Origin of the sequence: Lacrimispora struthionigena, from assembly GCF_048627165.1 — a bacterium.
Taxonomy (GTDB): domain Bacteria; phylum Bacillota; class Clostridia; order Lachnospirales; family Lachnospiraceae; genus Lacrimispora.
Genome location: NZ_JBMBWP010000001.1, coordinates 283110 through 297646 on the forward strand (window position 1 = coordinate 283110; position 14537 = coordinate 297646).

At 43.2% G+C, this 14537-nt stretch carries 11 protein-coding genes and 1 riboswitch; of the genes, 6 read left to right on the forward strand and 5 right to left on the reverse strand.

Features of this window, described 5'->3' with window-relative positions; all coding sequences use genetic code 11:
- The first annotated feature begins 24 nt into the window (after nt 1-24).
- Entirely contained in the window at nt 25-1008 is a 984-nt protein-coding gene (locus ACOAOT_RS01340; RefSeq protein WP_420215296.1) for a helix-turn-helix domain-containing protein, read from the forward strand.
- A gap of 115 nt (nt 1009-1123) precedes the next feature.
- Here ACOAOT_RS01340 and ACOAOT_RS01345 read toward each other — a convergent pair whose 3' ends face one another.
- Nucleotides 1124-1315 carry a 4Fe-4S binding protein gene (locus ACOAOT_RS01345; protein ID WP_349669397.1) on the reverse strand — a complete coding sequence of 64 codons (192 nt, stop codon included), beginning with the start codon at nt 1313-1315 and terminating at the stop codon, nt 1124-1126.
- Nucleotides 1316-1436: 121 nt separating this feature from the next.
- Here ACOAOT_RS01345 and ACOAOT_RS01350 point away from each other — a divergent pair, with 121 nt between their 5' ends.
- Complete coding sequence (locus tag ACOAOT_RS01350; protein ID WP_420215297.1) at nt 1437-2285, forward strand: MBL fold metallo-hydrolase; 849 nt, start codon at nt 1437-1439, stop codon at nt 2283-2285.
- Between the two features lie 30 nt (nt 2286-2315).
- Here the strand turns inward: ACOAOT_RS01350 and ACOAOT_RS01355 are convergent, their stop codons facing one another.
- Nucleotides 2316-3194, reverse strand: a complete 879-nt coding sequence (locus ACOAOT_RS01355) for a LysR family transcriptional regulator (protein ID WP_420215298.1) — start codon at nt 3192-3194, stop codon at nt 2316-2318.
- Between the two features lie 138 nt (nt 3195-3332).
- Here ACOAOT_RS01355 and ACOAOT_RS01360 point away from each other — a divergent pair, with 138 nt between their 5' ends.
- Together ACOAOT_RS01360 and ACOAOT_RS01365 are read left to right on the forward strand one after the other, a co-directional pair.
- Nucleotides 3333-4958, forward strand: coding sequence for an FAD-dependent oxidoreductase (locus tag ACOAOT_RS01360; protein WP_420215299.1), 1626 nt, complete (start codon nt 3333-3335; stop codon nt 4956-4958).
- A 24-nt stretch (nt 4959-4982) separates the two neighbouring features.
- Nucleotides 4983-5933 carry a ferredoxin-like domain-containing protein gene (locus ACOAOT_RS01365; protein WP_420215301.1) on the forward strand — a complete coding sequence of 317 codons (951 nt, stop codon included), beginning with the start codon at nt 4983-4985 and terminating at the stop codon, nt 5931-5933.
- 54 nt (nt 5934-5987) lie between these two features.
- Here the strand turns inward: ACOAOT_RS01365 and ACOAOT_RS01370 are convergent, their stop codons facing one another.
- Complete coding sequence (locus ACOAOT_RS01370) at nt 5988-6881, reverse strand: alpha/beta hydrolase (RefSeq protein ID WP_420215302.1); 894 nt, start codon at nt 6879-6881, stop codon at nt 5988-5990.
- A 197-nt stretch (nt 6882-7078) separates the two neighbouring features.
- Between ACOAOT_RS01370 and ACOAOT_RS01375 the strand changes: the two genes are divergently transcribed.
- Complete coding sequence (locus tag ACOAOT_RS01375) at nt 7079-9004, forward strand: hypothetical protein (protein ID WP_420215303.1); 1926 nt, start codon at nt 7079-7081, stop codon at nt 9002-9004.
- Between the two features lie 174 nt (nt 9005-9178).
- Nucleotides 9179-9273, forward strand: a riboswitch (glycine riboswitch).
- Nucleotides 9274-9376: 103 nt separating this feature from the next.
- Nucleotides 9377-10741, forward strand: coding sequence for an alanine/glycine:cation symporter family protein (locus tag ACOAOT_RS01380; protein ID WP_420215304.1), 1365 nt, complete (start codon nt 9377-9379; stop codon nt 10739-10741).
- Nucleotide 10742: 1 nt separating this feature from the next.
- Here ACOAOT_RS01380 and ACOAOT_RS01385 read toward each other — a convergent pair whose 3' ends face one another.
- Together ACOAOT_RS01385 and ACOAOT_RS01390 are read right to left on the reverse strand one after the other, a co-directional pair.
- Nucleotides 10743-12071, reverse strand: coding sequence for a serine hydrolase domain-containing protein (locus ACOAOT_RS01385; RefSeq protein WP_420215306.1), 1329 nt, complete (start codon nt 12069-12071; stop codon nt 10743-10745).
- Entirely contained in the window at nt 12064-14325 is a 2262-nt protein-coding gene (locus tag ACOAOT_RS01390) for a helix-turn-helix domain-containing protein (RefSeq protein ID WP_420215307.1), read from the reverse strand. The genes ACOAOT_RS01385 and ACOAOT_RS01390 overlap by 8 nt, the downstream gene beginning before the upstream one ends.
- Between the last annotated feature and the right edge of the window lie 212 nt (nt 14326-14537).

The following is a 14537-nucleotide window of genomic DNA, read 5'->3' on the forward strand; positions in this document are numbered from 1 at the left end:
TAAATGATGAGAGGATGGATCATTGTGATATTAGCAGAAAAAATTATGGAACTCAGAAAGAAAAATGGGTGGTCTCAGGAGGAGCTGGCTTTTCAGATGGATGTATCCAGGCAGTCAGTTTCAAAGTGGGAGTCAGGGGCTTCCATTCCGGATCTGGAACGAATCTTAAAACTCAGTCAGCTGTTTGGTGTATCTACGGATTATCTGCTGAAGGAGGAGTTAGAAGACTTACCGGCAGCATCGCCGGAAGCTTCTGATGGTGAAAATGGGAAAAGACGAATCACCATGGAAGTTGCAAGTGAATTTATGGAGAATAAGATCAAAGCATCAAAGAAGATAGCCGGGGCTGTTTCAGCCTGTATCTTATCTCCGGTTGTTCTTATTTATCTTGGGGCACTGTCACAGTTTAAAGAAAATGTAATCAGCGAAGGGAGGGCAGGGGGTGTCGGTGTTGCTGTTCTACTTCTGATTGTGGGATTTTCTACGGTATTTTTCATATTAAACGGGATGAAGATGGAAGCATTTGAACATCTGAAAAAAGAAACATTTCAGCTGGAATATGGAGTAGAAGCAGTAGTACGCAATAAAATGGCACAATATGAAGGGATTAACCGTCTCTATACTGTCTCAGGTGTGTTTCTATGTATTATCTCCGTGTGCCCGTTGGTGATCGCATCTTCTATAGGTGTTTCTGAATATATACAAACGATTTGTCTGTTACTATTATTTGTTATAGTATCCGCAGGTGTTTTTCTGATCATTGTGGCAGGCGAGAAGAAATCCTGCTTTCATATTCTTCTTCAGGAGGGAGATTATTCAGAAGGCAAAAAAGTGGAAAAGAAAAAAGAAGAACGTGTTCCAGCAATTTACTGGTGTATCGTGACTGCAGTTTATCTGGGGATCAGCTTTTTAACCGAAGGCTGGGGTAAGACCTGGATTATCTGGCCAAGTGCAGCGGTATTGTATGGAGCTGTTTTGGGTATTGCCGGGGCATTGAGAAAAGATTGATATCACAAGGACTTAAGTGCAAATTCTTATTGATGAAACTCGCATCATCTAATGCGGGGGAAAGTTTCTTTTAATGAATTTACTCTTAAGTCCCAATGATTTTAAAACAAGAAAATCAGGCTAGCCGCAGCGCGTTCATTGGACAAAATCTGGTACATTTGCCACAGCGTATGCAGGCTTCCATATCAACCGTGGGGGCCTGAAAGCCGTTTTGTTTTAAGGCTCCTACCGGACAGATACGGACAGACGGACAGGGGTGATTTTGGGGGCAGTTCTCTTTTATAACAACAAGGGTTTGTGCATTCATTGTTTAACCTTCTTTCCATAGGTGGGTTGTTTATGTTCCTGATTATAAAAAAATTTACGCAATATGTATGTAACAATGTCACACGAAAAGAGAAAATTTATCAATACCAGGAGGTGACAACATGAAGATCAAAATAGTCGGATCAGGCGGCTGTGTCAGCATACCAAGACCATTATGCCAATGCAGAATCTGTAAGGAGGCCAGAATAAAAGGAGTTCCATACGCAAGATGTGGATGCAGTCTGTATTTAGAAGATTTGAACTTGTTAATAGATACACCGGAAGACATCAATGCAGCACTAAACCATGTTGATGTGAAAGCAATTGATACCATTTTGTTCAGCCATGCAGACCCGGATCATACCATGGGAATCAGAGTGATTGAGCAGTTAAAGATGGACTGGCTCGCCCGGTCTTTGGGGATAACCTGCAGCCAGCCTTTGACCGTAGGGGCGATGCCTGAGATTATAAAGGAACTGAGGAGTCAGTGCAGTAAATATGGTTCCATGCTGAAATATTATGAAGATATGGGGCTGGCAAAAGTCAAAAATATGAACCATCTGGAACAAAACGGAATTCAGATCGAATTTGTCCCGGTTGATGAAAGTGGGATTGTAACCGTTTTTGTGATAAAGGATAAAGACCGGAAAGTGATTTATGCGCCCTGTGATGTAAAACCATTTCCAGATCACCTGCTATTTTATAAAGCCGATGTCTTAATAATTGGCAATACCATTGTGGGAGATCAGTTAAAGGATGGGTTTGTACTTGATGAATCAAATATTCTGCGGAAAGAATTATTTGTTATGGATGAGATTGTTGCATTAAAAAAGAATTATCAGATAGGAAAGGTAATCATTACCCATTTAGAAGAAGACTGGGGAAAGTCCTATGACGATTACTTTAGGCTGCAAAGACAGTATGAAGGAATTGAATTTGCCTATGATGGAATGAAAATTGAATTCCCATAGGCTGAAAAGCAGGAAACTCCCACCGGCTTTCTATTTCATGGACGTTGCGGTGTCCTTGAAATCAGCCATTTGGGAGTTAAAGGCGTGGCATTCATTATAGCAGAGATAAAAGTAGCGGTTCATGGGCATATCCTTTATGGGACGGGCATGAATCACTTCAGACCGGGAAGATCCCTTTACATAGCGGGTGGAGATGACTCCGATGCCAAGGTTGCGGGCAACACCGTCCAGTATGGCAGATCCGCTGTAGGATTCCCATTTAACGCTATAAGGAATATGCCGGGTCTGCATTAGGTTTTCAAAGATAGAACGTGTTCCGCTGCCAACTTCCCGCAGTATAAATTCACAGTTGTATAAATCCTCAGCTCTGATCACATCCCTTCCGGAAAAAGGATGGTCTATGCTGTAAATCAGCTGCAATTCGTCTTCCATAATTGGTTCTGTATGAATTTTCTCATTTAATATCACGCCTTCCACCAGAGCGATATCCAGCTCATTGTGAATCAGGCGGTGTTCCAGTATCTTTGTATTTTCTATATATACAGAGCATGAGATGTCCGGATGGCTCTTTTGCAGTCTCTGTATCATATCACTGATCATGGTATCTCCGATGGTTAAGGTAACGCCCACCCGCAGAGGGCGGAGTACGGCAGAGTTTTTCATGGATTGGTTTAATGTCTCATAGCTGTTTAAAACATTCAGGGCTCTGTCCCAGAAAAGCTTTCCCATGGGGGTCAGTTCCAGACGCTTGGGGTATCGTTTAAAAAATGTAGTTTCATATTCTTTTTCCAAATCTGCAATAATCTGACTTACGGTAGGCTGGGACAGATAGAGCCGTTTGGCTGCCTCACTCATCTTTAATGTCTCTGCCACTGCTATAAAGGTCTTTAACTGCTTCAAGGTTGCCATCTTACTATCTCCCTTCATCTGGTATAGATAAAACCAATATCATGCTTTAGATAATACTATTTTACGGTGCAAAAAACAAGTGCTATGATATTGATAAAAAGTAATCAAAGTTTTGATACAAATCAAAAGGAGAAACCAATGAAGGTGATTGTACTTGGCGGTGTGGCTGCAGGAACAAAAACGGCCGCAAAGCTTATGCGGGAAGACAGAGAAAATGAAGTGATCGTTCTGAATAAAGGAGAAAACATCTCTTATGCAGGTTGTGGACTTCCGTATTTCGTAGGAAATGTAATTCCTGAAAAGGAGCAGCTGATTGTCAATACTCCCCAGAAATTTGAGAAACTCACTGGAGCAAAGGTATTGATCCGTACAGAGGCAACAAAGGTAGATCGTAACGGCAAAACTGTGACAGCAGTTGATCTGGGGACTGGAGAAGAAAAGTTATACCATTATGATAAGCTGGTAATTGCAACAGGAGCAAGCCCGGTCATTCCGCCTGTTGAGGGAAGAGAACGAAAGAATGTATTTACCATGAGAACGCCTGAAGATGCCATAGCGATCAGGGAGCTTGCAGTAAATGGAGGAATAAAAAAGGCAGTTGTGGTGGGTGCAGGCTATATCGGTCTTGAACTTGCTGAGAATCTGGCTGCGGAAGGAATTAAGCCATTTGTGGTGGATATGGCGCCTCACATTCTTCCGGGTTTTGATCCGGAGGTTTCTGACTATCTGGAACGAAAGCTTGCAGATGCCGGAATTCCTGTTGTGACAGGGGTGAAGGTAACCGCTCTTGAAGGCGATGGAAAAGTGGAGAAGGTAGTAACGGATAAACGCTCCTATAAAGCAGATATGGTTGTCTTCTGCGCAGGGATCAAACCCAATACAGAATTCTTAGAGGGCACCGGAATTGAGATGTTTAAGGGAGCAATCATTACTGATTCCCAGGGAAGAACCAATGATAAGGATATATATGGAGCAGGAGACTGTGCCATGGTGAAAAATGCCATCACAGGAAAACCAGCATGGTCACCCATGGGATCAACGGCCAATATCAGCGGAAGGCTCATTGCACAAAATATTGCAGGAGAAGAGCGTTCCTACCGCGGCGTTCTGGGAACTGCAGTGTGTAAGCTTCCGGGGTTAAATGCCGCAAGAACTGGACTGACAGAGACCCAGGCCATAGAGGAAGGATTTGATGCAGCAAGCGTGATCGCGGTGGTGGATGATAAAGCACATTATATGCCGGGTGCATCTTATTTTATTATTAAAATGATCGCGGATAAGAAAACCCTTCGCCTTCTTGGAGTTCAGGCCGTTGGCAGCGGTGCCGTTGATAAAATTGTGGATATGGCAGTGACTGCGATTATGTGTAAGGCGGATTTAAACGATCTTACGGATATGGATCTTGCTTATGCACCTCCATTTTCTACCGCAATCCATCCATTTGTACATACTTTAAATATTCTACTGAATAAATTAAACGGCAATTTAAAATCCATGACTCCTGCGGAATATGCAAATGGAATGGCAGAAGGTTATAAGCTGGTGGACGCAGGTCAGGTTCCTTCCGTGCCAGGTGCCATGCATGTGGAATTAACGGAGGTAGACGGACCGGTTAAAGGGCTTGATAAAGAGGATCATATTCTTCTGGTATGTAACAGGGGAAAGCGGGCCTATCTGCTTCAGAACCGGCTGGATTACTACGGATATAAGCATACAAAGGTGCTGGAAGGCGGAATTACTTTTACAGAGGTAGAAGGATCATAATAAAAAAACAGGAGTGGTAAAATTATGACATGCACATTAAAGCCAGATGAGATCAAAAGGGTTAAGGCTCTGGGGTTTTTAAATAATAAGGGAACGGATTTATTTAACGGGCGGGTAATTACGGTAAACGGTAAGATTACAGCAGATCAGACCGCTGCCATTGCTAAGGCAGCAAGAAAGTTTGGAAACGGAGATGTGGAATTTACAGCCCGCTTAACAGTGGAAGTAAGAGGAATTCATTATAATGACATTGAGGCATTTCAAAGCTGCCTCGCAGAAGCGGGACTGGAGACCGGAGGAACGGGCTCACTGGTGCGGCCGGTTGTATCCTGTAAAGGAACCACCTGCCAGTATGGGCTTTACGATACCTTTGATCTATCAGAAAAGATTCATGAGCGGTTCTACAAGGGCTATCACACGGTTAAACTGCCTCACAAATTTAAGATTGCCACAGGTGGATGCCCCAATAACTGCGTAAAGCCTAATTTAAATGATCTGGGCATTGTAGGTCAGATGATACCCTGCGTTGACGAAGATATGTGTAACGGCTGCAGGAAATGTCAGGTTGAGACAGCCTGTCCCATGAAAGCAGCAAAGCTTTCCGACGGCCTGATAGAGATTGATAAGGAAATCTGCAACAACTGCGGACGGTGTATAGGAAAATGTACATTTGATGTCATCGAAGAGGGTACCCCCGGATTTCTTGTGTACATTGGTGGCAGATGGGGAAAGAAAATCACCCATGGAAAAGCTCTTGGCAGGATTTTTAAGAGCGAAGAGGAAGTTCTGTCAGTCGTTGAAAAAACCATTCTCCTGTTCCGGGAGCAGGGGCAGACTGGAGAACGCTTTGCGGATACCATTGAACGGATTGGGTTTGAAAACGTTGAGGCACAACTTCTTACTGATGATATTTTAAGCAGAAAGCAGGAAATACTGGATGCAAAGCTGCATCTGGTGGGTGGGGCAACCTGCTAGGCATCCAGTTTCCATGCTTTCTGACTTGCAAATTTAACAGCTCCCCACAGTTTGTCAGAATGGGAGCTGTTTTTTCAGCCATGCACCAGCAAGTTGGAACCAGGTCTCAACTTCTGGAGATATCTGGTCTGGAGTGTTGGCTGTTACCTGATTTGCCAGAGCCAGTCCATGCTCTCCTTCCTGGAAGATATGGAGTTCGTAAGGGACATGGTGTCTGGCCATCTCAAGGGCAAATACCAGAGAGTTCTCGGAGTAAACCAGCCCATCCTCTGAGGTATGCCACAAAAAAGCGGGCGGAGTATTGGAAGAGACAAAACGGGAGGGACTGAAGGTCTGGATCACACTCTCTGTAATCTCTTTCTCTCCGGTCAGAGCCACATTTGCCTGGTCCATAAAATCAAACATCTGTTTTTTTGACTCATCTTGTGCCAATTCGACCGATTTTTCCTTCATCACCTGATAATCCAGCAGACCATATCCGAGAATCAGTGCGCTTGGCCGGATTTCTTCCGGGCTGGCCGCTTCAGGCGAAAGAGATTCTCCCAGCTCTTTTTCGTGCCAGTGTACGCCAAGGCTGGCAGCAAGGTGCGCGCCTGCGGAAAAACCACAGATCCCAATCTTATCCGGGTCAATGAGCAGGTGTTCGCAATTCTGCCTTAAGTACCGGACCGTCTGAGCCAGTTCTTTTAACGCAGTGTCAGCCACTCCGATTCTGTTTTCCGCCGGATTACCGGTTGTATATCTTAATACAACGACATGATATCCCATGGATAAAAATTTGAATGCAATGGGTTCTGCTTCCCGGTCAGAGGTGAACAGATAGCCTCCCCCAGGCGCAATTACGATTACTGGACGTTTTTTACCGGGTAAAAGTTCTTTGGAATCCTCGATCAGGTATGCGGTGAAAAATCCAGCAGTTTCATTCAGTTTGTGTGTTTGAATAATCAAGATGTCAGCTCCTTTCTTAAAGATATTAATGTATTCATTGTATCAGATTCCATTGATAATCACCAGGTTTTAAACCAGAACACTGAATTATCACAAATCTTTCACAGAATGAAAATAATTATTTAAGCTGTATTTCAGGTTTGTAATATACAATGTTTTCAAAATGAAAAGTCAATAAGTTAGAGGAGGCAGTAAATATGCATTTTAACAGATTTAATAAAACAATGGCTGGAATTTTAGTCATGACCATGGTGGTTTCCATGGCGTCACAGACAGTAACGATTCATGCTGCAAATACAACACAGGAAACAACTCAGTCCTCAGAACCGCCCGCAGGCGGACCCGGTGGCCAGCAGCCGCCCGAAGGGGCTCCAACTGGTCAACCCCCTGAAAATGGACAACAGTCACCGGAAGGAGCTCCAACCGGTCAGCCTCCTGAGAATGGCCAGCAGCCGCCTGACGGAGCACCTGCCGGTCAGACACAACAGGGGGAAGAAAAAACTCAGGGCCAGCAGCCCTCTGACATGAATCAGGCGCCTCCTGGAGGAGTTGGAGGTGCAGATACCATGACTTTTGACTATAAGGGCAGTTATACGGCTGCGCTGGTTGCTGATGGGAAAGAGGTTTCCTCTGGTAAAGAATCCATCACTGCTTCAGATGCAGACCAGAACGCTGCACTGGTTCAAAACGGAGGAACTTTAACCATTACAGAGGGTACATTACAGAAATCAGGTGATGATACCAATGGAGACAATTGTAATTTTTACGGTCTGAATTCCATTCTTCTCGGGGTAAACAGTGATTCAAAGGCATATATATCTGGAAGTTCCTTAAAGGCTGACAGTGAAGGGAGTAACGGTATCTTTTCTACCGATAATGCGGTGATTTATGCCAATGACAATCAGATTTCTACCTCTGCCGGCAATTCCAGAGGTTTGGACGCTACCTATGGAGGTACGATCATAGCAAATTTAATGGATATTTCCACCAAGGGAGATCATAGTGCAGCTATCGCTACAGACCGGGGAGGCGGAACCATATCCGTTACCAACAGTACATTATCTACGGAAGGATCGGGTTCTCCTCTTCTTTATTCCACAGGTAATATTGAGGTAGATAACGTTACTGGTTCGTCAACAGGCAGCCAGATTGCAGGAATGGAAGGGCTTAATACAATTCGTATTTATCATTCCAGTCTTACCAGTGCCATTACAGGTAAAACAGCCAGTGATCCGGTTGCAAACGGAATCATTATCTATCAGTCAACATCAGGAGATGCGGAAGCCTCCACTGGTGAAGCAGCGACCTTTGAGGCAGCAGATTCCACATTAAAAAGCGCAGTAAAAAGTGGTTCCATGTTTTATAGTACCAATACAGAAGCCAATATTGTTCTGAGTAATACACAGCTGGATTTTGACAGCAATAATGCAGGTCTGCTTACTGTGGAAGGCAATGATTCCAATAACTGGGGAACTGCCGGAAGCAATGGTTCAAAAGTGAAATTTACCGGATTAAACCAGACATTAAACGGGACAATTTCAGTTGATACCATCAGCAGCCTGGAACTGTATCTTCTTAAAAATACAACCTACACCGGTTCAATCGTAATTCAGACCAATTCTGTGAATACGAAAACAACAGAGTCACCTGTTACCGTCAATCTGGACAGTACCTCCAAGTGGGTGGTTGTAAAGGACTGTGAAATCAGTAATCTGAACGCCGAAAAAGGCGCTTCTATTGTAGATGAAGATGGAAAGACAGTAACCATTGTAGCAAATGGAAAGACAGTGGTAACCGGTACAGGTTCCCGGACTCTGACTGTTACTGGAACTTATACAGAGACAATAACAACAGACACCAGCAATGCTTTAAGTACTTCCTATACAGACAGATCTGAATTTGACAAGTATTATGGAATCTCCACTACATTTGGGGAGAATAGTGCAGCAGAGGATGGGAAAGCTGAGACATCAGCGGAAAGCCAGTCTGAAGTGGAAAGCCAGGCAGGGGACCAGGAAGAAACGTCTCAAAATAGTCCGGCTGGTATTCTGGCAGTAGTTGCATCGGTTTGTGCCATTATTGGCTTTGGTGGCATTTTTGCTTACAGAAAGAAAAGAAAGTGAAGTATATAGAAGAAAGAAAGTTAAGCATAGACTTGACATTCTTAAGAGCCTATGTTAATGTGATAAAGTGAAAAAGTAATAAACCAACAAGCGAAGTTCGTAGGAAAATGACGATTTGTCTGCCGAAGGAGTAACACTCTCAGGCATCCGGAGTACCGGATAAGGACTATGAATGGATGTGGCTCTGGAGAATCTCATGAATGAGTGCCGAAGGTGCAAGGCGCGGGAAACCGCGTTAATCTCTCAGGCAAAAGGACAGAGTTTAAGTTCAAACGTTTAGCGGCAGTGATGCCCTTATTTGTTTGCTTTCAGAGCCAAATCATCCCGTATGGTTTGGCTTTTTTTAGTAAACAAAAAGAGAGGGTCTATCACATGGAACAATTTACACAGCTGGTTGATCAGGTCAGCGGCATTGTCTGGAACAGCATTTTACTGTATCTGCTGGTTGGAACAGGAATTTTATTTACTGTCCGCACCCGTTTTGTACAGGTCAGAAAATTTGGAGAAGGATTTAAGCGTATGTTCGGCAGTTTTAAGCTGAATGGCGAAAACGCCGGCAAAGACGGAATGTCCTCCTTTCAGGCATTAACTACGGCAATTGCAGCCCAGGTAGGTACGGGTAATATTGCAGGCTGTGCGACAGCACTTTATTCCGGAGGACCTGGAGCAATATTCTGGATGTGGCTCAGTGCCTTTTTTGGAATGGCTACCAACTATGGAGAAGCTGTTCTTGCCCAAAAATATAAAACGGTTAATTCACAGGGAGAAGTAACAGGCGGTCCCATATATTATATTAAAGCCCGTTTTAAAGGAACTGCAGGTAAGGTTATGGCAGTATTCTTCTCAATGGCAATAATTTTTGCTTTAGGATTTACCGGAAATATGGTTCAGGCTAATTCCATCGGTCTGGCTTTTCACACTGCCTTTGGTGTGGATCCCCTGATTGTTGGAATTGTGATTGCGGCAGTTGCTGCATTTACCTTTATGGGAGGTGTGAAGCGAATTGCTTCCCTTACAGAAAAACTTGTACCGGTGATGGCCGGATTTTATATAATCGGATGTCTCATCGTTCTGGTTATCAATCACAGCGCTCTTTTGCCTGCACTTAGGTCCATTGTAATTGGTGCATTCCGTCCCCAGGCACTGCTAGGCGGCGCTGCTGGAATCGGAGTTCAGAAAGCCATGCGTTATGGTGTTGCCAGAGGATTATTTTCCAATGAGGCAGGTATGGGATCTACTCCTCACGCCCATGCCATTGCTAAGGTAGAAAAACCCCAGGATCAGGGCGTTATGGCGATTATGGCTGTATTTATTGATACCTTTGTGGTTCTTAATCTAACTGCTTTGGTGATCCTCACCTCAGGAAGACTGGCTCCAGGTGTGGAAGGAGCTCCTCAGGGAACAGCTCTTGCCCAGGCAGCATTCAGTGAGGCATTCGGCTCTTTTGGAAATACGTTTGTAGCAATCTGTCTTCTGTTTTTCGCATTTTCAACAATCATCGGATGGTACTTTTTCGGTGAGGTAAATGTAAAAGCACTTTTTGGACCCAAAGCAACCAAGGTATATGCATTGATCGTTGTACTGTTCCTGGTGCTTGGATCATTTTTAAAGGTTCAGCTGGTCTGGAATTTATCCGATTTATTTAACGCACTTATGGTATTTCCAAACCTGATTGCTCTTCTGGCTTCCTCTGGTATCGTAGCCAGAGCTGCCAGGGGAGAAGATATCATGAAATAATCTACTCTTTGAAGCCGGTTAAAAATCCGCTGAATTCATGGAAAAGAGTTTCTTCTATCTTTTTCATCCATACGGTAATACCGTCTTCTGACAGAGTTAAAAGGATATGGATGGAACCCACGTATTCGCCCACAACGGAAACAGGGAGATAAAGTGTTCTGGAATCTGCCCACAAAGCTTTGACTGCAATTCTCTGTTTGTAGCCATTTAAGATGCTGACAGCAGGTTCTGTAAAGGAAAAAGAGAATGTGTATGTCTTATCCGGTCCGGAAAGGGTAAGGCTGCCTTCTTTGGAGTCAAGGGAAAGGGCAAGCCTTGTAAATCTCTGCCGGCCGGGCAGAAGGCGGTAAACGGCGTTTAAATGAGAGGGACCGGAAAAGACAGGAAGGCTGGGAACCGGATTTAAAAATTCCTTTAGTCCATCCCGAACCAGATCCAGTATTTTTTGTTGTCCCCCTCTGATATTCTGAGTATTTGCCGTAATGACTATAACCAGATCCAGTTCCGGATAAAAAAGCACATACTGACTTCCCATACCATACATGGCAAAGCCATTGCGGATCTGCCAGATCTGATAGCCGTATCCCTGCTTCTCATCTAATGTCTGTCCGAAATGAATGGTGGGAACCTGAAAGGAAACGGCATCTCTTAAATAATCTGCAAAAACCCCCGTCCCATGTTTTACTGTATTCATACAGAATCTGCCAGTCTTTAATAAATCAAGGGAATAGGCCATCAGGCCGGAGCCGCCCATTTCACTTCCAAAGGGATCTTTTATGATATACGCATCTTTGGAAAAATCAAGTTCATCCAGACATTTCTCTCTTAAATAATCAAGAACTCCTTTTCCAGTCAGCTTTTTTATAAGTGCTGCCAGCGTATGGGCAGCGGAAGTATCATAGAGAAAGGTTTCCCCGCTTTTATGGGTAGGCGGAACCAAAAAGAAGCTTTCCACCCAGTTTTTCTGCCTGTCAATCTTATAGGTGGTTGAGGAGTGGCAGGTCTGCATCATCAGCATTTGCTGTATGGTCATATTCATAAGCCAGGGACTTTTCGTTTCAGTATCTGAGTATTCCGGGAAATAGCCGGTTATGGGATCTGAAAGGGAAATCAGACCGTCCTCAAGGAGATATCCCACTGCCAGGGCGCAGAAGCTCTTTGTGATGGAGAACATGCGGTGAAGGTCCTGTTTCGTATAAGGTGCCTGATAGTTTTCCGTAAGAAGAGTTCCGCCCTGTTCAGCCAGAAAACTATGAATGGGAAGCCCGCTTTCTTTCAGTGTGAGCCAAAGCTGTTCCATGTGTTCTTTTGATGGTATGTTGTTATGCATTTACCTTGTCCCTCATTTCTTTTGGAGATACTCCATAGTTCTTTTTAAATGCTCTTCGAAAAGAAGCTGCGTTGTTATAACCCAGATATTGATACAGCGTGGATAGACTTGTATCAGTTTCCAGTATAATTTCCTTGGCTTTTGCCATTCGAAGCCGCTCTAAATAGGTAGAAAAGTTTTCAGATACTTCTTTTTTAAAGAGATAGCTGAAATAATTTTCCGAGATGCCGAACTCATCTGATATTTTAGTCAGACATAGATCGGAATCATGATAGTTATTGATGATGTAATCCTGTATTTTTATAATCAGTTCATTACTTTCCGTATCTGTTCCGCAGATATCACAAAGCTCAAAGGCGATGGTCTTTAAGCTGTCTAAGCTCATCTCTCCTTCAAACTGCTTATCAATCATATCCAAAAGCCTTAGTTTTTCTCCATCCAGGCCGTCTTCTGAGATGGTGTGCCTTTTCTTAAAGACAGTCGCCCGGATATCGGACAAAAGCCATTTTTGCTGGGTAAAGGAAAGACTGCGCATGTCAGTATTTTCTTTCCGGATCAGCTTAAAAAGTTCCCTTACCTGGTCTTTATTGCCGGTAGAGATAAAGCCGCTTAACTGTATGGATAAACTTTCCGGGAAATAATATACATCATTTGATTTGGCAAAATCATTGCAGCTTAAAATATATTTTTCGTTAGTGGTAATTGATTTCGCATCTTTTGCCTGCTGATAGGATTTCCACGTATAGGAGATCAGTCCGTTTCTGCCTCCTAATCCGCCCCGGATCCAGATTCCATACTTTTCTAAAAGTTCCCTGTGCATGGTAAGGAAGATGTCTCTGTCACTGCTTAACACCTGCTCAAGAGGTATGGATCTATCAGAGGCAATCAGTATGGCAAAGGCCCGGTCTGACGGTTTGTATACATATCCCGTATCCGGGTAATAGCGCCGGAGGGCTTCTCTCACCAGCATATCGTAATTTTCAAAGCACAATTCCAAATCCTTGGTACAGATATCGGATTCCTCTGATGGGGATACTTCTGTATACAAAACGTGGAATTTAGTGTCAGGGCGTTCCAGACCAAGTTCATCTATGATATACTGCATCTCTACGTTATTGGTAATGCTGCCTTCCATGATTCGTCGCATATAGGACTCCGCCACAACCGGTTTTTGCTTTTCCACAAGGAGGTTTAAGGAGCTTGCCAGTGATTCCTTTATATTCAGTTCATTGGACAGCTTTAAAATCTTTTGATTTCCAAAGGATGAAAAGATCACCGCAAGGATTCCGCCAAGAATGATTGCTGCCAGAGTTACAGTTGTAAAAAAACGCTGATAGGGGGTGATGGAGTAGTAAGCTTTCTCTTCCGGCTGAATCAGGTAGTAATTCCAGCTATTATAGGAAGAAGATATAGTGGTGATCAGCATTTCCTCCCTGTTACTGCCCTGGGTAAAATGTGCGATATTATGTTCAAAGTCCATATTTTTCAAGGTTTCGTATTCAATAACAGGGCCTCCATCGGAAAGAAGAAACGTCTGATTGCCGTTTTTATCGTATGCAACCAGGTATCCGTTATTATAAAAATTAATACTCGAAAAATATTTGATGATCTTTTCGTGGTCAAACTGGTAGCAGATCACGGAACTGCTGTGATTGGCGATCTGAGAGGCAGAGGTCAGAGGATAAAGATATAAAAAGTTTTCTGACGAGGTGCCAAGCTGTTCAAAAGGAATAAATTTGTTCCAGTAAACAGGATTCACAAGTACTTTTGAAAAAAGTGCCGGATCAATTGGGTACTTTGTATTATGCCAGATAAAAAAATCAAAATCCGAAAACAGGATTGGAGAGATTGCATAGCTGGATTTCTCGATATAAATAAAAGAGTTGCTGATTGGCAGCAGCAGCTCCACAGGTGTAATTGATTTAAGGCTTTGCTGGGTCTTATAACCAAGATAATAAAAAGATGAGTCCTCTCTGTCTTTCTGGTTGATAAGATTATTAAAAAGGCTGTTGGCAGTAATTTGTTTCACCGATGCATTCATCAGCTCCAATGTATTGTCAAGCTGGTTAACGGATGCGGTCAGACTAAGCCGGTTTTGCTGGTAAATGCCGTTCTTAACCTGGCGATAGGAAAGGGAATAAAGAATCACTCCAATCATTAGAATGATTGCCAGAATCAAAGTATAGGAAAGCATCAGCTGATTTTTATAGGACATATTTTTATTTTGTTTTAATGTAAGTTTGCGATTTTTCATATGCACCGTTCCTTTTTTCATATGGAAATTATAGTATGAAACGGTACTAAAATCAATCAGATCCCTCCCTTACATTAAGATCTGTACATAGAACGTAAAATATGTACTCAATATCCATTCCTGTCTCTTCCTATATAATGATGTGGAATTGAAATCAGAGGATCCAGTAAATATAAAATATGCATAATAAATGATTGGGAAATCGGGGCATT

Coding starts and splice junctions, on each gene's coding strand:
- ACOAOT_RS01375 (WP_420215303.1), top strand. CDS start 7,079: ATGCATTTTAACAGATTTAATAAAACAATGGCTGGAATTTTAGTCATG.
- ACOAOT_RS01350 (WP_420215297.1), top strand. CDS start 1,437: ATGAAGATCAAAATAGTCGGATCAGGCGGCTGTGTCAGCATACCAAGA.
- ACOAOT_RS01360 (WP_420215299.1), top strand. CDS start 3,333: ATGAAGGTGATTGTACTTGGCGGTGTGGCTGCAGGAACAAAAACGGCC.
- ACOAOT_RS01390 (WP_420215307.1), bottom strand. CDS start 14,325: ATGAAAAATCGCAAACTTACATTAAAACAAAATAAAAATATGTCCTAT.
- ACOAOT_RS01355 (WP_420215298.1), bottom strand. CDS start 3,194: ATGGCAACCTTGAAGCAGTTAAAGACCTTTATAGCAGTGGCAGAGACA.
- ACOAOT_RS01365 (WP_420215301.1), top strand. CDS start 4,983: ATGACATGCACATTAAAGCCAGATGAGATCAAAAGGGTTAAGGCTCTG.
- ACOAOT_RS01385 (WP_420215306.1), bottom strand. CDS start 12,071: ATGCATAACAACATACCATCAAAAGAACACATGGAACAGCTTTGGCTC.
- ACOAOT_RS01345 (WP_349669397.1), bottom strand. CDS start 1,315: ATGAATGCACAAACCCTTGTTGTTATAAAAGAGAACTGCCCCCAAAAT.
- ACOAOT_RS01380 (WP_420215304.1), top strand. CDS start 9,377: ATGGAACAATTTACACAGCTGGTTGATCAGGTCAGCGGCATTGTCTGG.